This is a genomic window from Bacillus sp. FSL W7-1346, assembly GCF_038593335.1.
In the GTDB taxonomy this organism is placed as follows: Bacteria; Bacillota; Bacilli; order Bacillales; family Bacillaceae; genus Bacillus; species Bacillus altitudinis.
The window spans coordinates 1,715,848-1,731,304 of sequence record NZ_CP151988.1 but is presented as its reverse complement, the minus strand read 5'-3'; the positions used below and the strand labels follow the sequence as shown (position 1 = coordinate 1,731,304).

Here is a 15,457-nt window from a genome sequence, read left to right as displayed (position 1 = left end):
TTCAGCGGCTATTCAACACTTCTGCGATATGCATCACTTTAACTGGCTTATGAAGACGATTCAGCCTTCCCCCGATATTCAGCAGACATCCACAGTCAGCACCGATGATATATTCAGCGCCTGTCTCCTCTATGCTTTGTACTTTTTCATCGACCATCTGCTCAGAAATGGGTGTCATTTTGATTGAAAAAGTTCCTCCAAATCCGCAGCAATTTTCAGCGCGAGGCAATGGTTCCATCACCAAATCTTTGACATTTGATAACAGTGTGAAAGGCGCTTCCTTAATTCTAAGCAGTCTCGTCATATGGCAGGAGGTATGATAGGTGGCTTTTCCTTTCAAACTCGCTCCTACATCTGTTACATGTAATATATCAACAATAAATTCCGTTAATTCATATGTTTTCGCAGCAAGTGCCTGAGCACGGGCGAACCACGCTCGGTCTTCTTTAAAAAGGTGCGGATATTCTAAAAACATGGCCTTACAAGAACCTGATGGTGTGACGACATATTCAGCTGATTCAAAGGCTTTCATCATATTTTTGGCCGCTTTGATTGTTTCTTTTGTATAGCCGCTGTTAAAGGCGGGCTGCCCGCAACACACTTGTTCTTCAGGGAATTCCACTTCAACACCAAGCCGCTCTAATACCTCAACAGTCGCCTTTCCTACATGTGGCTGCATCGTGTCAATGATACAGGTGACAAATAAACTGACTCTCATCGGCGAACTTCCTTTCTTTTACTGCACCTTGATTTATATCTGGTCATCTGACGACTAAATAATAGACTTTCATTTCATTTTAATCCCAAATTTCTGAAATTTCAACGAACGGATTTGTCTAAAATTTGGACATCATGCTTGTGTGATACATGAAAAAACACCCTTTTTACAGGGCGTTTGAGAACATTCATGTTTTTATTTCTTCATACTACCGAAGGAAGTGTCGTCTTTCACACAAACCGCCTTCACTTCATGATTTTCTTTATGTGATGAATTCGTTTTTCAAAAGAAGGATGACTTTCACGCCATTCAGATTTTCTTCCGTCATCTCCATCTTCTTCAATCAAATGACTTAATTTTATCAAAGTATTGAGATATAGAGTTTGATTCTCAAGATGGTGAACAGCAAAGCGATCCGCCTGAATCTCAAATAACCGACTCATTTTCTTTGGCAACCACTCCGTCATAAATATTATGATCAATACCCCTGCTGGGAACAACAGAATATATTGCCACCAACCATTGGCAAGCATCACCTGTCTGGCATAATACATACTGATTCCCATAAGTAAGGTGACAATCACAGTGAGGTAAATGGTGAAATGCGCATGTTTTAATTTTACATGTCCCATTTCATGGAATAAGATCGCACGAATTTCCTCTGTATCAAACTTATTTAATAACCCTTCCGTCACATATAGATTGACTTTTCTTCTAAATGGAAGTTGAAATGAATATATCCAGGCATTCACATCATGTTGTGAGTCTTTTTTTACCCATATATTTACCTTTTGGTTCGTTTTATGCTCAATATCTTTGCAAATATTTATGAATTCGTCCGTCCGTAAGACTTCATACTTATTTATCATTTTTTGAATGAATGAGTAACCCATAATAAATAAGATGACTAGGGCGAAATACCAAGCACAAAATAGAAAAAGGTGATCCATAACCTTCGCTTGAAACGCCAAAGGCATGACTAAATAAGAGCCGAAATATATCAAGGATAATGTGATAGCACCAAATAAAACGGCTTGCTCCCTAACGTTCAGGAAGAATGAATTTCCTAAAGTGTCTTCATTTTCTCCTAATACATCAGAAGAATCTTTTGTCACATACTCAAATGAATAAGCTGTCAATAAGACTGACAGGAAACTAGGCACAAGTATAGAGAGAATCATACTCAACACATAAGATCCTGTGACTGATAGCACGTATCCCATTAAAAAATAATAATTTAATCCCAAGGGAAGAAAAATGGCTAGAACAAAGGGAATGAATAATGTGAATAGGTTTTTCATCGATTCATGAAGGTTAAATAGGAAAAATAACAAAGCGGGCAAAAGAATTCCCATTAAAGTCATGAATGTAACAAATGTGGTGCTATACTTAAAGTTTGTGCTGATCTTAGTTGTTTCTGTTAGATTCGTTAGATTGTATGTAGAAAAGAAGGGATTTTGCGTTACCTGTTCCATCATGATCGTATCATCATGGATAGGTACAAAACCTTTTCTTAGAAAAACCAATGCCTTATCATTCATTATTTTGTCTGTTTCAATCATACTGATTCCATTCGCAGATGGGATCTGTGTGAGATTTATGTTCTTTCCACTTAATTGAAGGGATGCTTCTGATGGGCCATTGAAAGAACCGTCTTGATAGGTTAATAAAACGTCACCCTGATATAGCGAATGAGCGACGAATACTTTTGGGTTGCTTTCTTTGTTCGAATCAAGTAAAACAAATGGTGAAACAACGGCTGAACGAAAACCGAGTTCAATCATAATGACGATGATTGTGATTATACTGGCAGTGAGATAAGAGAGGAAGGCTTTGCGTAACATGTCATCACATCCTGCTGTTTAATAGGATTAAAACAAAATGAATATCTTGAATAATGTATTTCATAATAAAGTAAGCGTCATTCATTTGCTGGAATCATCTCATAAAATTCTAACATCTACATACAAGAATATGTACGACAAAATGGACATTACACCTATATTTCAAAAGAATGGCTCAATGAGGATAGAAAAAACGCCCTTTTTACAGGGCGTTTTTACATGTTTAGTTCGATATCATTTCTCGTATTCTATCTTCAATAGGTGTTAAAGAGCGGCCTAATAGTTTTTCGAAATCATGGCTTTCGACTGCTAATGCCCCATCGCGGATTCCGCTTTGCATCGCTTTGACAAATGGAACAGCTTCTTTCGGTACACCATTTGACGCTAAAAATTCTCCAAATGTATCTACATCCATGTGCTCTACTTTGATTTCTTTCCCGCTCACTTTGCTGACCATTTGTGCAAGTTCAGTGTGTGTGCGAAGCGGTCCTGACAATTCATAGATTTCCTGATCATGTGCCGGCAGTGTTAACGCATTTGCTGCTGCTTCTGCATAGTCATTTCTTGTGGCCCAGCCGACTTTACCTTCACCAATTGGGCTGATAAACGGCGCTCCGTTCACTGATGCCAGAATCGTATCTTTTTCATTTTCCACATACCAATTGTTTCTTAGAAAAACATGAGGTATGCCAGAGGCCAAAATTGCTTCTTCTGTTTTTGCATGGTCATGTGCTAGGTTAAGCTGACTTTCTCTTGCATTGACAACACTTGTATAAGCAATAAATGACACATTCGCTGCTTTCGCTGCTTGGATGGCATTGATATGCTGCTTCACGCGGTCTCCATCCCCAGACGAAATGATCAAAAGGCGATCAATCCCTTGAAACGCTGATTGAAGTGTATCCGGCTGTGTGAAGTCTCCCTTGCGCACATCCACCCCAGCTTCCTTTAGATGAACTGCTTTTTGCGGATCTCGAACACTGACCGCCAATTGTTCAGCTGGTACTTTTGCGAGCAAATGTTTGACGACGAGCGATCCAAGTTGTCCTGTTGCACCTGTCACTAATAATGTCATTGATTTGACCTCCTCATTTTTCGTTCAACGGTGATGTTTCATGTATGAAGCAGCTGGTTTCTTGCATCAGATCATTCGTTATAATCGAAATGGTTACAACGAAGGGGTAAAAAAAGCTCTATGTATGAGCTTTTTCTACTCCGCCTCGATTAATAATTGCTTAATTGTCACTTGTTTAAGGTGATGCTCAAGTGCGGACTGTGCTTCTTTAAGTTCTTGCCGCAGTCTCGTATCCATGGCTTGACCAATTGGACATGCAATGACTGGTTGATGAAAGTTAAATAACTCTTCATCTTCGCTTACATCCACAGCCCGGTACACATCTAGTAGAGTAATGTCCTCTGCCGGCCTTTTTAAAGAAGCACCGCCAACTCCTCGGCGAATCTCAATGAGATCCGCCTTTTTGAGCATAGCCATCATTTTTCTGATAATGACTGGATTTGAATTGACACTTTCTGCAATAAAATCCCCTGTGCACTCTTTTGAAACACCCGCAATAAAAGACAAGATATGAACAGCAATGGTATATCTGCTGCTAATTTGTTTCACATTCCTTCACCACCGTTGTAATCAATATAGTTACAATAAGCGGTTTTGTCAATCAATAAACGGATGTTTCTTTCTTTCCCAATCTTCAAATGTCATCATCTCATGATGTTCTCCTGCATCGATTTCAAGCGGTGCAATGCATTCAAGCAAATTGCCATCTGGGTCAAGAAAGTAAATCGCGGCATGAAATTGTGGCGGATTATCAAGTACTAAAGGCTGTTGCTCTTCCGAAAAGCCAAACATCGGATGTATGCTGATCCCTTTTTCTATCAGCCATTCTTTGATCTGCTCAATGCTGGATGTTTCTATTTGGAACGCAACATGTCGAGTGGCTGGATGATATGGAATAGTGGATATATCAGCCTTCCATAAGCCAAGCCAGCTCTTTCCTTTCTCAATCCATAGAAAAGCCACTCGTTCATTTTCATGAGCAAGTGTTAATTCCAATTTTTCATAAAAAGAAATGGATGCCTTCAAATCACTCACAGGTAAATGTGCTTCATACAAGCCTTTCATCATCATTTCAATCACTCCTTTACTATCTTCTATTGTGCAGGAATTGAAAACATTCTTCCTCAGCAAAACGATGTATTTCAACCAAGCCATTGGATTGAGATGGTTAAATGTTTGATCCATTGCATATGGGGGAAGGTGTTCAAATAAAAGAAAGGAGCGTTCAATATGCCTTGGACAATGGAAGATTATCCAGCTTCATTCCAATCACTAGACAAAGTCATTCGAAAAAAAGCACTTGAGATTTCCAACAAAATGGTGCAGGAAGGCTATGAAGAAGGTAGAGCGATTCCAATTGCGATCAATCAAGCGAAAGAGTGGAAAAAGAATGCGACGGAAAAAGAAATGGAGGACTTTCACTCTCATGGTTCTGTGACTCCTTCTAAGAAAAGCAGCTCTGCACGACCTGAGCTCATGGATCATGCGCAGCATGTCGTGAAACATGATGAAGGCTGGGCGGTTCAAACTGAAAAAGCGAAGCGTGCAAGTGAGGTAAAAGAAACGAAACAGGAAGCCATCGACCGCGCGAAAGAGATTTCATCTAAAAAAGGAACAGCAGTTGTCATCCACCGAACAGACGGGACGATTCAGGATGTGGTGAAGCCAAAATAAGACCGCCCTTTGGGGAGCGGTCTTTTCTTTATGCATTCTTTTCTTTTTTAGCGGGTGCTTTTCTTTTCTTAGGTGCTGCTTTTTTCGTTATTTCTGGTTTTGATCGATCGATAGAAGCCTGCAAAGCGGCCATCAAATCGGTGACATTGGATGAAGCCTCTTTTTTACCTGTCGTTTCTGGCTGAACGGTATGTTCTCCAGAGATTTTGTCTCCAATTACATTCATCAGCTGCTCTCTGTATTCATCCCGATAAGCGGCTGGATCGAATGTGGTGGTCAGCTGCTCAATTAAAAGGAGTGCTGTATCTAACTCTTTCTTCACGATGTTTTCCTCTTGCGGGATATTGGGGACGTCTGATACTTGCCTAATTTCGTCAGGGAAATGAATGGTTTCCATTAGTAAAATATGTTCGTAGCACCTAACAATCGCTAATTGCTCCTTTGAGCGAATCATGATCTTGGCTACACCGATTTTCCCTGATTCTTGTAACGCTTTTCTTAATAATGAATAAGCCTTTGCTCCGCCGGTATCTGGAGATAGAAAATAACTTCTTTCATAATAGATGGGGTCGATTTCTTCTATCTTCACAAAATCAATAATTTCGACGGCTTTTTCTTCATTTTCTTTTCTCAGCCTTTCGAGTTCTTCCTCATCCAATTCAATGAATTTATTTTTGGCATACTCGTACGCTTTTACAATTTGCTCTGGCGCTACCTCCTCGCCGCAGTTAGCACAAACCTTTTTGTAGTTAATTGGCGTATGGCATTCTTTATGAAGCTGTCTTAATTTAATATCTTTGTTTTCTGTAGCGGTAAACAGCTTGACTGGAATATTCACCAGTCCGAAGCTAATGCCGCCCTTCCATACTGTATGCATCGTAACGCCTCCGTTCTTTTCTCCTTACTATGTAATGTTTTCATCAGAGTTATGTATGTTTATGAAAATTTCATCCCACCATAAGAACACATGATGTAAGGAAGTGAAAAACACAATGAAACCGATGCGTTTAACGTCTGCACATGGTATTCCTGTTGGAGCAGACTGGCTGTATGAATTAAAATATGACGGCTTCAGGGCCATTCTTATTTGGGAAAAAGACGCCATCCATTTAGAGAGCAGAGCGGGAAAACGATTAAACAAACAATTTCCTGAAGTCATTGAGCAGTGCCAGCAACTAACAAAGCAGCTTGCACCTTTTTTACCGCTGACCCTAGATGGAGAATTGGTCTTTTTACTGAGTGAACAAGAAAGCGACTTTACTAAAGTTCAGCAAAGAGGCCGCCTGAAAAACACAGAAACCATTCAACGCCAGGCTAAGCGGTTTCCATGTCATTTGATTGCATTTGATCTATTGAGATGCAAAGGGAAATCCCTCGTTGATTTACCGCTGATTGAAAGAAAAGCTGAGCTGCATGAGGTGTTCCAAGCTGCAAATCTTCCTCCCTCCGTTCAGCTGAATCACCCCTCTCTTCTTCAAATCATCCAAACCGATAGCAGCCCTGATGACATGAAAAAAATCATGCTGACCTATTTAGCGGAAGGATTAGTTGCTAAAAAGAAGATGAGTAAATGGCAGGAGCATACCCGCTCGAAAGAATGGCTCAAAATCAAAAATTGGCGGTATGTATCTGTCATCGTGACTCGTTTTGATAAAGACAATGGCTATTTTCAAGGATGTCTTTATCAAGAAACGAATCTCGTAGAGGTTGTCCAATTTAAGCATGGTTTTTCTAAAGAAGAAGAACAAACCCTGCGCACCTTATTTCTAACCAAAGGTCAAATGACTGGAGCATCACATTATGAAATCCCACCATCCATTGTCGCAAAGATTGCCTGTATCTCTTTTGATGGATCAGCCTTACGAGAGCCCCGGTTTTCTTCGTTTTTATTCGATGCAGATCCAGCAACGTGTACCTTTCAACACATGCTCAAACAGCTTTATCCGCTTCCAGCTATGATTGACGTCACCCACCCAGAGAAACCGGTTGTACCTGCCCTTCATATCACAAAGGCAGATTACTTACTTTATTTGAGGCAAGCCGCTCCCTATTTATTACCCTTTTTACGTGAAAGACGTCTTACGTTAATACGCTTTCCTCATGGCACTGGTGGAGAATCTTTTTATCAAAAGGCAACGCCCGATTATGCGCCTGATTTTGTTGAGACAGATCAAGCGAACGATATTTCTTACACAATCTGTAATGATCCTGACACGTTGCTTTGGCTTGGTAACCAGCTGGCGATGGAATTTCATATTCCTTTTGAAACGAGAGATACAGATCGGCCTGTAGAAATTGTATTTGATTTAGATCCGCCTTCTGTTAAAGAGTTTCACCTAGCAATAGAAGCAGCCAAACGAATCAAGGCCATTTTAGATGGACTCTTTCTCACCGCATTTATTAAAACAAGTGGTGGGAAAGGGCTGCAAGTTTATATCCCATTGAAGAAAAATGCCTTCACATATGAACAAACTAGACAATTCACTGCGTTCATCTGCCAATTTTTATGCGAACAAGCACCCGAGCTGTTTACGCTAGAGCGTCTAAAGAAAAACCGCGGCAACCGTTTATATTTAGACTACCTTCAACATGATGCTGGAAAAACAATCATCGCCCCGTATTCCCCGAGAGGAAACGAGCTTGGACTTGTTGCAACACCGATTGAATGGGAAGAATTAAATAGCGAAGAATGTCATCCTTCTTTATTTACGATGCCGGCTGTTATGAAACGTCTAAAGGAAAAAGGCGATCCATTCCGTCAAATGAGGCACCATGTGAATGATGATTCTTTTCGACAAGTTTTATATCAGCTGCAGGACATATTACCAGCTCATAAAATGGACACACGCGGTCATTAAGCGTTACACTTATTCATTAGAGAGGAAGAAAGGGATGACTATTTTGACCGCACACTCAATACGAAACATTGCACTGATGTTCTTATGTCTTACCGCAGGAATAGTGGATGTTATTGGCTATTTAAGCCTTGGGCATGTGTTTACAGCAAATATGACGGGAAATATTGTACTGCTTGGCATTGCAGCAGGCAGTTCATTGCAGTTAACCGCTCTTCATTCCATCACGGCACTTAGCGGATTTGTTCTAGGTGTTTTACTAGCTGTTGTCATAGGTGGAAAACAAGAAAAAACATTTTGGCCAAAAGCCGTTACACGCATCTTTATCATAGAAGTCATCATCTTGCTTCTATTTGCTCTTATGACCATTTTTCCTTATACGCAAGGTGCTTATTTTATGCTGATTATTCTTTTAAGTATGGCGATGGGCATGCAAACGGCGGCCGCACGTAAATTAAATGTCGCTGGCATTTCTACAACAGTTTTAACGAGTACACTTGCTAACTTATTTGAAGATTTGGCGCAACGCTTATCAAATCGGGACAAAAGAAAAGCCCCTATTCAACATGTGAGCTTGCTGCGAATCGGTTCTATTGTCTTTTACTGCCTAGGAGCTGCTTTAGCTGCGTATACAGATGCTTACGATCCGTTTATCATCATTTGGCTGCCTATTTGCATCCTAGGGGCTATTGTGATCACAGCTACATTTAAGCATTTTCACCAATTGAAATAGCCAATCTTAGATGGCTATTTCAATCACTGTGATGAAACATTAATAACTTCTCACATAAAAACCAGGAGGACGCCCCATAATGAATGTGGAGCCATATGGAGAATATCCAGAAAACGTCCCGAACCCCCCATATCCAGGGTAACCTCCTAAGCCCGAGAACACGCCAGGGCTCACATAATACCCGCCAAAGCCAATATGAGGTCCCACTGCTCCGCCGCTAAAACCGCCGCCATGAAAGCCTCCATACACCCGTGGATCCATACAATCACCTGCCTTCAACTTACACTTCATCTCATCATATGCGTGACAAATGGAGCGGTGTTCCCTCTTTTGTAACAATTTCTATGTACAATAGACCAATTTCATAAAATTTGAATGAAAAGTCCTGCAAAAAATTAAATTAAGCAAAGAAAGGTGACCTTTTTAACTTGTTGCTCTGCCCTATGTTTATTTAGAATAATGGAGCAGGTAACAAATTTGCACACCCCCTTTGTTGCGAATTCTTCTTATTAAACGTTCTTGCAGCGTTTAATAAGAAGAGCCTATTTTCACCCATATAAAAAACCCTTGCTGATGATCATCAACAAGGGCGAGATATGATTGGGTGATTAACCACCAATGATTTTTTCTGCTACTTCGAAAGAACCCGCTACATTTTCAGTTAAAACAGCCGCAGCGACCGCTAAACCCACAACGAATAATACTTTTAATCCTGTTTTCATCTTATATCAACCCCATTCTTTTCATATGTAAATCCGCTTCTAAACTTTTATTCAAGTAAAAAACAGACTGCTCATAAAGTGCTTGCTTTTCACAATACTTTGCAGCAAAGTGAGAAAGCTCTTTCACTTCATGATATTCATTCTTTTCTTCTAACTTTCTTAATTTCTCATTAATTTGCTGAAATCTTTGTGGCACATTCGTTAAGTAAAGATCATGTACGATGCCTATTTTGAGCTGAAACACTTCATGAGAAGCATCTTTTATTCGTGCATATGCAGCCTCTATATACTGGCTTGCGCGCTGCTTTTCACCAATCACACAGAGTTCCCGGCTGATCAGATACGTAGAATGGAAAAAGAAATCTGAATCATAATACTCTTGATGAGACAATGCTTTTTCAAGATGGCTGATGGATTCTTTCGGTTTATTCCAAAATGAATATAAAATGGCCACATTATGATGGTGCTGAGCCAGCATAAAATCATCCTGTTCGCTCGTCAACACCTCTTCCGCTAAACGATAATTCTCAAGCGCTTCTTCGTACCTGCCAATCTCTGTAAGGTTGGCTGCAATAAGAGAATATGAAAGTGCAGTTCTTCTTTCATAGTGCTTGTGACGTTTATAGACGTGTAGAGCCCTGCGAATATAACTTAATGAAAGCATGATATGACTCAGGCGATAGTAAAGCCACGCGACCTTAAAATCGAAATCAGCGCGTTCGATTTCACTTGGAATTTTATCTAAGAGCTTTTCCGCGCTTTGATACATCTGTAATGCAACCTCATAATTCCCCTGATGCTGTTCATACACACCCTCATAAAAATCAAAATAGTAAGCAAGGCGATTAGACAAATCATCATCTTTTTTCCCATAATGGCCTTCTATACTTTTCGTTGAAACATTGCCTTTTTGCCCTCTTAAATTGTACATCAGAATATGATGCCTTTTCTCTAGAAGAGAATAATACATGAGGATGTCAGCATCATCAATTTCCTCTACTGCCTGTTTCGCTTTAGCAAATAGCCGTTCTGCCTCATCTGCATGATCTTTTTTGATTTCCATGTTCCAGTCATTTAATAGTGATGCCAATTCCGCCACAGGAACTTTGCTCATTCTACACCCCCAATCACCTTCAGCTACACCACATGATTTCACTAAATATGGAACTTCTATTAGCAATTGCTAATTAGTCCATTTGACATCATTTTAATATGAATCACTTGAATCTTCAATAACCGATTCCTTCGTTATTGCGTTTCTTTCTCCTAGTCAATGATGCATACACTAAAAATTCCGTCTTTTTTCTATTAAAGGACACGGTTGAATTGAAAAAAAGCCCTTATTGGGCTTTTTGGATTTATTCCAATCTGATAATGGTTAATGCCGCTCCAACAGATCCCCCGCCAAGTAATACTACGGTTGCGACTAAACCGAATATTTGAAGAGAAATTTGATTCCCTGCTGCAAGTGTTGTAATGAGAGATACATTGTAGGTAGATGTAGATAAAGCAGGTGTTAAAATAGACCCTGCTATGGGTGTTCCGTTGTTAATCACCCTTGTTCCTGCCAGAAGTGCAGCGCTTGTATTTACTTGATACGTGATAAAATACCGCCCTGAAACAGGTACAGTAAACACCGTATTACCACCACTTACGGTAAATCCATCTAAACTTTGGTTATTAGGCAGCGTCACTGCCGTTCCGCCTAAAACAACCAGCACCGTACTTCCCGACGTATTGGATGCGTACATCGAGTTAGTTGTAAAACTAGTACCGGTTGGACCTGTGTCACCGGTTACTCCTGTTGGACCCGTCGATCCCGTTGGGCCAGTTACTCCCGTTGAACCCGTGGCTCCAGTCGGGCCGGTTACTCCTGTTGAACCCGTGGCTCCGGTTGGGCCGGTTACTCCTGTTGAACCCGTGGCTCCCGTTGGACCAGTTACTCCTGTTGAACCCGTGGCTCCCGTTGGACCAGTTACTCCCGTTGAGCCCGTGGCTCCGGTTGAGCCGGTTATTCCTGTTGGACCCGTGGCTCCCGTTGGACCAGTTACTCCTGTTGAGCCCGTTGCACCAGTTGGGCCAGTTACTCCTGTTGAACCCGTGACTCCTGTTGGGCCAGTTACTCCCGTTGAACCCGTGGCTCCGGTTGGGCCAGTTACTCCCGTTGAACCCGTGGCTCCGGTTGGGCCAGTTACTCCCGTTGAACCCGTGGCTCCAGTCGGGCCGGTTGGACCGGTTACTCCCGTTGAGCCGGTTATTCCTGTTGGACCAGTTATTCCTGTTGAACCCGTGGCTCCCGTTGGACCAGTTATTCCCGTTGAACCCGTGGCTCCAGTCGGGCCGGTTGGACCGGTTACTCCCGTTGAGCCGGTTATTCCTGTTGGACCAGTTATTCCTGTTGAACCCGTGGCTCCCGTTGGACCAGTTATTCCCGTTGAACCCGTGGCTCCAGTCGGGCCGGTTGGACCGGTTACTCCCGTTGAGCCGGTTATTCCTGTTGGACCAGTTATTCCTGTTGAACCCGTGGCTCCCGTTGGACCAGTTATTCCTCCACACATATTAAGTTGGGCGCACATGTCTCACACTACTTTCAAACTGTGGAATCTTCAAGACATACACACTAATACTGATAATTGAGAGAAAACGAAACGACAATACTTCCAGTCGAGGTTCCACCAGTAGCTAAAATCCCAATCGAGTTCAGATCACTGAGCGTAATGGATCGACTCTCTCCTGGCGGTACCGTGAAATCAGGAACAGCTGTACCGTTTACCTCTAAAGCCACGGTAGGTGCTACAGCCACAATCCCATTGTTTTCCACCATGATGGTTCCGTTTATGACATAAGGTGTTCCATCTGTCCAGACGACAACTGCATCAGCTGCTGCTGCTAAATCAAGTGTGAAGCATACTGCATCATTTACAAAGCCCGCTTGTTCATTACTACATCCGCCTAAAATAGCCATTTTAACCCTCCTTCAACCTAGTCTTGATAGACTATGATCCATTGACCTTTGAAGATTGTGCGATTATCACAGCTTCAAAGCTTTATTTTTCTTCTTTGCACCATGTTGATTTGCATGTCTAATCGTGCTTGCACACTTTCAGTTGATGGAGATTTCAAGATAAATTTCACATCTTTCACAGTAATCGCACGACTTTCTCCTTTTTGGACAAGAAGATCATAACAAAATGTACCAGTTTGAATCCTAATTGCGACTGGTACATCCTGATGATCTTGATGATGCAACACAACAGTTGCCGTATTGAGAAATTTTGTTCCATTCCGCCATACTTCCACCGAACTGGGCGTTGTGGAAAAACAAAGAAAGATGTGGTGAGATTCTATATTCTTTAAAATAAGCGCATCATATACAGGAAGCTCTACTTCAATCATTCCACATAAAAAAGAAAGATCTACAAGAATTTTCGAACTGGATCGATACAAAACTTTTTGACAGCATGTTGATCTATTGCAGCACGGTACAAGAAGTTCCAACAGCACACAATTCTGCTTTTCATTGATAGAGCTCAAAGAAAAATAGCAAGTCTTAAACACACTTCTTTCAAAAAACACCCATGAATAAAAAGGTTCCCCATCTTCCATGGTGAGCAAAAAGGGAGAACTCATCGAACGTTTGTGAGTAAAGCCTTCTAATTTTGTTTGATTGTTTATCTCTTTTAGTTTACTCATCAACAGGTTTGTCACTTTCAATCAGCCCAATTCCATGCTGTATACATAACTATATGGTCTTTTATCATATGTGCCTTTGACTATTTTGTGCGATTGGATTAGATGATGAGCATAGCTTTTCATTTTTCAAGTTTCTCTATATAATATGAACAAGAACTTCCGTGCCTCAGTAGCTCTAGAAGGGAAGAGCGCCGTAAAACAATTGTAGCTAGCGGGTCGCAAGGCAAGGGTTTCAGAAGCACCGAAAAGCAAATGAGCTGAGACAGGTGAAACTCCTGTCGGTGAAATTCCGTAGGGAAGCGTGTTGCCCCCTAGCCTATGCTTACGAAAGGAGTGCGGGTTCGAATCCCGTCTGAGGCTTGATGAATATGGAGGATGAAAACAATGCAGGTTTTTGAAGAATATGTAAGCAATATCGGTCATCCAGAGCTGAAACAGCGCACACAAGACATCTTACAATGGATTTCAGACACATTCCCTCAATTAGAGCCAAGAATTGCTTGGAATCAGCCCATGTTCACAGATCATGGCACATTTATTATCGGATTTAGCGTCGCAAAACACCACATTTCTGTTGCGCCAGAAGGAAAAGGGATTGATCACTTTTCAACAGATATTGTACAAGCTGGTTATGACCATGGAAAAAAGATGTTTCGGATGAAGGAAAGCTTACCGATTGACTACCCTCTCCTAAAAAAAATCATCGAATTTAACATTGAAGACAAAGCAGATTGTTCCACATTTTGGCGAAAATAATAAACACCCCGATCTGTTTTCATAACAGATTGGGGTGTTTTTTCGTGGACTTACATTTTATTTGGTTCTCTCTCCTGTCCATTTCTGCTCCACCCATTCATAGCCTTGACAGAAGCAGGCTAACGCCCTTTTGTGATAGCGGCCAATAAACCGTCTAAGAATTAACCGATTTGTTTCTATTTTATCCACAAGGCTCTCCTGACTGTTTGTTCTTTATCTTTGACTCTTTTAGATGGCATGCACTGTTTTTGACACTCTGACCTACTTATTTTTAAAAGTCCAAGTGCATTTTGCAATGAAATAACGTCATCAAAACTGCTATAATAGAACATAAGTTTCTATTTTATCAAAAAGGGATGACTTAAAATGATTAAAACGGTAGAAGGCAACATCTTAGAGGCAAAAGAAGACATCATCTGTCATCAGGTGAACTGTAAGGGTGTCATGGGAGCAGGGTTAGCAAAGCAGATCAAAAGCAAATATCCAAATGTGTATAAAGACTATAAACGGTTATGTGCAGAACAAGGAGATGATTTATTAAGCTCTGTCCAGTTCATCACAACGAGCGACGGAAAAACCATTGCCAACTTATTCGCCCAAGTTGGATACGGAAGAAAAACAAAACAAACAGATGACGACGCATTACGCAGCTGCTTTGAACATCTAAAACAGACAGTGACAAATCTAAATGAAGAGAATCCCCTTCATTCTATCGCCATTCCTTATGGGATCGGCTGCGGCTTGGCAGGCGGCGATTGGACGATTGTTCGAGAGATGATGGAAGAGGTTCTTGGTGAGTGTGAAGTGACGGTTTATCAGTTTAAATAAGTAGAGCGATAAATTCTTATGAAACAAGTATTACAAAAACCCTCCTTCATTTATTTGGAGGGTCATTTACTATTTGTTATTTTCTTCTTTATTTTTCAAATAATTTAGCACAGCTTCTTTATCTTCCTCATCTTCAGGTAGAAATCCGAACGTTTCGTATTCCCAAACAGCTATTCTTTGATCACCATCAATACCTAATGAGAAAATATCTTCATACCCATATTCAATCGAGAATTTACCTGAATGCTCCATCTCAAGCGTGAGATTAGTCCATGAACCATAATTATTTTTTTCATAAAATGTTTTTAACTGTCTAAATAATCGTGTTAATTCAACTAAAAAATCCATATATATTGATCTACTGATATTAAATAATTTAGGTATATTGTGCCCGTAAATAAACTCCTTATCACCCTTTTTTCTAAAGTAAAAAATTATTTCTGCTTCGTGTTTGACCACTTCCGTATACATTCGTATTTTTTCCCATTCAACTGGAATGTTATCATGAATAAGTTCAGCTATTTTTTGATAGATAGAATCTATTGTTATGTTTTCCATA

The 15,457-nt window shown here is 40.7% G+C and carries 19 protein-coding genes; 6 read left to right on the top strand and 13 right to left on the bottom strand.

Annotated elements, in window-relative coordinates:
* Window position 1 precedes the first annotated feature (1 nt).
* The 5 genes from NST09_RS08805 to NST09_RS08785 all read right to left on the bottom strand — a co-directional run bounded on the left by NST09_RS08805 (window position 2) and on the right by NST09_RS08785 (window position 4,708).
* Window positions 2-718, bottom strand: a complete 717-nt coding sequence (locus tag NST09_RS08805) for a (Fe-S)-binding protein (protein ID WP_035700904.1) — start codon at window positions 716-718, stop codon at window positions 2-4.
* Window positions 719-963: 245 nt separating this feature from the next.
* Window positions 964-2,562 (bottom strand): M48 family metalloprotease, encoded by a 1,599-nt coding sequence (locus NST09_RS08800; RefSeq protein WP_342493517.1) that lies wholly within the window; start codon window positions 2,560-2,562, stop codon window positions 964-966.
* A gap of 223 nt (window positions 2,563-2,785) precedes the next feature.
* Window positions 2,786-3,637 carry an SDR family oxidoreductase gene (locus NST09_RS08795; protein ID WP_342493516.1) on the bottom strand — a complete coding sequence of 284 codons (852 nt, stop codon included), beginning with the start codon at window positions 3,635-3,637 and terminating at the stop codon, window positions 2,786-2,788.
* A gap of 135 nt (window positions 3,638-3,772) precedes the next feature.
* Window positions 3,773-4,186, bottom strand: a complete 414-nt coding sequence (locus NST09_RS08790; protein ID WP_035700902.1) for an Rrf2 family transcriptional regulator — start codon at window positions 4,184-4,186, stop codon at window positions 3,773-3,775.
* 48 nt (window positions 4,187-4,234) lie between these two features.
* Complete coding sequence (locus tag NST09_RS08785) at window positions 4,235-4,708, bottom strand: VOC family protein (protein ID WP_051626170.1); 474 nt, start codon at window positions 4,706-4,708, stop codon at window positions 4,235-4,237.
* Window positions 4,709-4,867: 159 nt separating this feature from the next.
* Here NST09_RS08785 and NST09_RS08780 point away from each other — a divergent pair, with 159 nt between their 5' ends.
* On the top strand, window positions 4,868-5,311 hold the full coding sequence (locus tag NST09_RS08780) for a DUF2188 domain-containing protein (protein ID WP_060832353.1): 444 nt from the start codon (window positions 4,868-4,870) through the stop codon (window positions 5,309-5,311).
* 28 nt (window positions 5,312-5,339) lie between these two features.
* On the opposite strand, the gene NST09_RS08775 is transcribed toward NST09_RS08780, so the two are convergent.
* Window positions 5,340-6,188, bottom strand: a complete 849-nt coding sequence (locus NST09_RS08775) for a Ku protein (protein WP_342493515.1) — start codon at window positions 6,186-6,188, stop codon at window positions 5,340-5,342.
* 115 nt (window positions 6,189-6,303) lie between these two features.
* Between NST09_RS08775 and NST09_RS08770 the strand changes: the two genes are divergently transcribed.
* A complete protein-coding gene (locus NST09_RS08770; protein ID WP_342493514.1) occupies window positions 6,304-8,169 on the top strand; it encodes a DNA ligase D in 1,866 nt (621 codons plus the stop codon).
* A gap of 34 nt (window positions 8,170-8,203) precedes the next feature.
* Window positions 8,204-8,899 carry a YoaK family protein gene (locus tag NST09_RS08765; RefSeq protein WP_017367310.1) on the top strand — a complete coding sequence of 232 codons (696 nt, stop codon included), beginning with the start codon at window positions 8,204-8,206 and terminating at the stop codon, window positions 8,897-8,899.
* Window positions 8,900-8,938: 39 nt separating this feature from the next.
* Here NST09_RS08765 and NST09_RS08760 read toward each other — a convergent pair whose 3' ends face one another.
* The 3 genes from NST09_RS08760 to NST09_RS08750 all read right to left on the bottom strand — a co-directional run bounded on the left by NST09_RS08760 (window position 8,939) and on the right by NST09_RS08750 (window position 11,372).
* The gene (locus NST09_RS08760; protein ID WP_008343948.1) at window positions 8,939-9,160 is read right to left on the bottom strand and encodes a hypothetical protein; all 222 of its coding nucleotides are present in this window, start codon (window positions 9,158-9,160) and stop codon (window positions 8,939-8,941) included.
* Window positions 9,161-9,622: 462 nt separating this feature from the next.
* Window positions 9,623-10,735 carry a tetratricopeptide repeat protein gene (locus NST09_RS08755; RefSeq protein WP_156061585.1) on the bottom strand — a complete coding sequence of 371 codons (1,113 nt, stop codon included), beginning with the start codon at window positions 10,733-10,735 and terminating at the stop codon, window positions 9,623-9,625.
* Between the two features lie 244 nt (window positions 10,736-10,979).
* Entirely contained in the window at window positions 10,980-11,372 is a 393-nt protein-coding gene (locus tag NST09_RS08750) for a hypothetical protein (RefSeq protein ID WP_046343605.1), read from the bottom strand.
* A 34-nt stretch (window positions 11,373-11,406) separates the two neighbouring features.
* Here NST09_RS08750 and NST09_RS08745 point away from each other — a divergent pair, with 34 nt between their 5' ends.
* Complete coding sequence (locus NST09_RS08745; protein ID WP_342493548.1) at window positions 11,407-12,258, top strand: DUF4573 domain-containing protein; 852 nt, start codon at window positions 11,407-11,409, stop codon at window positions 12,256-12,258.
* Here the strand turns inward: NST09_RS08745 and NST09_RS08740 are convergent.
* Both NST09_RS08740 and NST09_RS08735 read right to left on the bottom strand, forming a co-directional pair.
* Window positions 12,242-12,586, bottom strand: coding sequence for an S-Ena type endospore appendage (locus NST09_RS08740; protein ID WP_008343952.1), 345 nt, complete (start codon window positions 12,584-12,586; stop codon window positions 12,242-12,244). The genes NST09_RS08745 and NST09_RS08740 overlap by 17 nt on opposite strands.
* Before the next feature lie 74 nt (window positions 12,587-12,660).
* Entirely contained in the window at window positions 12,661-13,314 is a 654-nt protein-coding gene (locus NST09_RS08735; RefSeq protein ID WP_035392640.1) for a CotZ-related putative spore coat protein, read from the bottom strand.
* Window positions 13,315-13,698: 384 nt separating this feature from the next.
* Between NST09_RS08735 and NST09_RS08730 the strand changes: the two genes are divergently transcribed.
* Window positions 13,699-14,070, top strand: coding sequence for an iron chaperone (locus NST09_RS08730; protein ID WP_035700892.1), 372 nt, complete (start codon window positions 13,699-13,701; stop codon window positions 14,068-14,070).
* Between the two features lie 57 nt (window positions 14,071-14,127).
* On the opposite strand, the gene NST09_RS08725 is transcribed toward NST09_RS08730, so the two are convergent.
* On the bottom strand, window positions 14,128-14,259 hold the full coding sequence (locus NST09_RS08725) for a hypothetical protein (protein WP_262982663.1): 132 nt from the start codon (window positions 14,257-14,259) through the stop codon (window positions 14,128-14,130).
* Between the two features lie 177 nt (window positions 14,260-14,436).
* Here NST09_RS08725 and NST09_RS08720 point away from each other — a divergent pair, with 177 nt between their 5' ends.
* A complete protein-coding gene (locus NST09_RS08720; RefSeq protein WP_048003262.1) occupies window positions 14,437-14,898 on the top strand; it encodes a macro domain-containing protein in 462 nt (153 codons plus the stop codon).
* 69 nt (window positions 14,899-14,967) lie between these two features.
* Here the strand turns inward: NST09_RS08720 and NST09_RS08715 are convergent, their stop codons facing one another.
* The gene (locus NST09_RS08715; RefSeq protein ID WP_048003263.1) at window positions 14,968-15,456 is read right to left on the bottom strand and encodes an immunity protein YezG family protein; all 489 of its coding nucleotides are present in this window, start codon (window positions 15,454-15,456) and stop codon (window positions 14,968-14,970) included.
* Window position 15,457 lies beyond the last annotated feature (1 nt).

Excerpts from the sequence above, each read along its gene's own strand:
- NST09_RS08805 (WP_035700904.1), bottom strand. The coding sequence starts at position 718 with ATGAGAGTCAGTTTATTTGTCACCTGTATCATTGACACGATGCAGCCA.
- NST09_RS08800 (WP_342493517.1), bottom strand. The coding sequence starts at position 2,562 with ATGTTACGCAAAGCCTTCCTCTCTTATCTCACTGCCAGTATAATCACA.
- NST09_RS08795 (WP_342493516.1), bottom strand. The coding sequence starts at position 3,637 with ATGACATTATTAGTGACAGGTGCAACAGGACAACTTGGATCGCTCGTC.
- NST09_RS08785 (WP_051626170.1), bottom strand. The coding sequence starts at position 4,708 with ATGATGATGAAAGGCTTGTATGAAGCACATTTACCTGTGAGTGATTTG.
- NST09_RS08780 (WP_060832353.1), top strand. The coding sequence starts at position 4,868 with ATGCCTTGGACAATGGAAGATTATCCAGCTTCATTCCAATCACTAGAC.
- NST09_RS08775 (WP_342493515.1), bottom strand. The coding sequence starts at position 6,188 with ATGCATACAGTATGGAAGGGCGGCATTAGCTTCGGACTGGTGAATATT.
- NST09_RS08770 (WP_342493514.1), top strand. The coding sequence starts at position 6,304 with ATGAAACCGATGCGTTTAACGTCTGCACATGGTATTCCTGTTGGAGCA.
- NST09_RS08765 (WP_017367310.1), top strand. The coding sequence starts at position 8,204 with ATGACTATTTTGACCGCACACTCAATACGAAACATTGCACTGATGTTC.
- NST09_RS08760 (WP_008343948.1), bottom strand. The coding sequence starts at position 9,160 with ATGGATCCACGGGTGTATGGAGGCTTTCATGGCGGCGGTTTTAGCGGC.
- NST09_RS08755 (WP_156061585.1), bottom strand. The coding sequence starts at position 10,735 with ATGAGCAAAGTTCCTGTGGCGGAATTGGCATCACTATTAAATGACTGG.
- NST09_RS08750 (WP_046343605.1), bottom strand. The coding sequence starts at position 11,372 with ATGTACGCATCCAATACGTCGGGAAGTACGGTGCTGGTTGTTTTAGGC.
- NST09_RS08740 (WP_008343952.1), bottom strand. The coding sequence starts at position 12,586 with ATGGCTATTTTAGGCGGATGTAGTAATGAACAAGCGGGCTTTGTAAAT.
- NST09_RS08735 (WP_035392640.1), bottom strand. The coding sequence starts at position 13,314 with ATGAGTAAACTAAAAGAGATAAACAATCAAACAAAATTAGAAGGCTTT.
- NST09_RS08730 (WP_035700892.1), top strand. The coding sequence starts at position 13,699 with ATGCAGGTTTTTGAAGAATATGTAAGCAATATCGGTCATCCAGAGCTG.
- NST09_RS08720 (WP_048003262.1), top strand. The coding sequence starts at position 14,437 with ATGATTAAAACGGTAGAAGGCAACATCTTAGAGGCAAAAGAAGACATC.
- NST09_RS08715 (WP_048003263.1), bottom strand. The coding sequence starts at position 15,456 with ATGGAAAACATAACAATAGATTCTATCTATCAAAAAATAGCTGAACTT.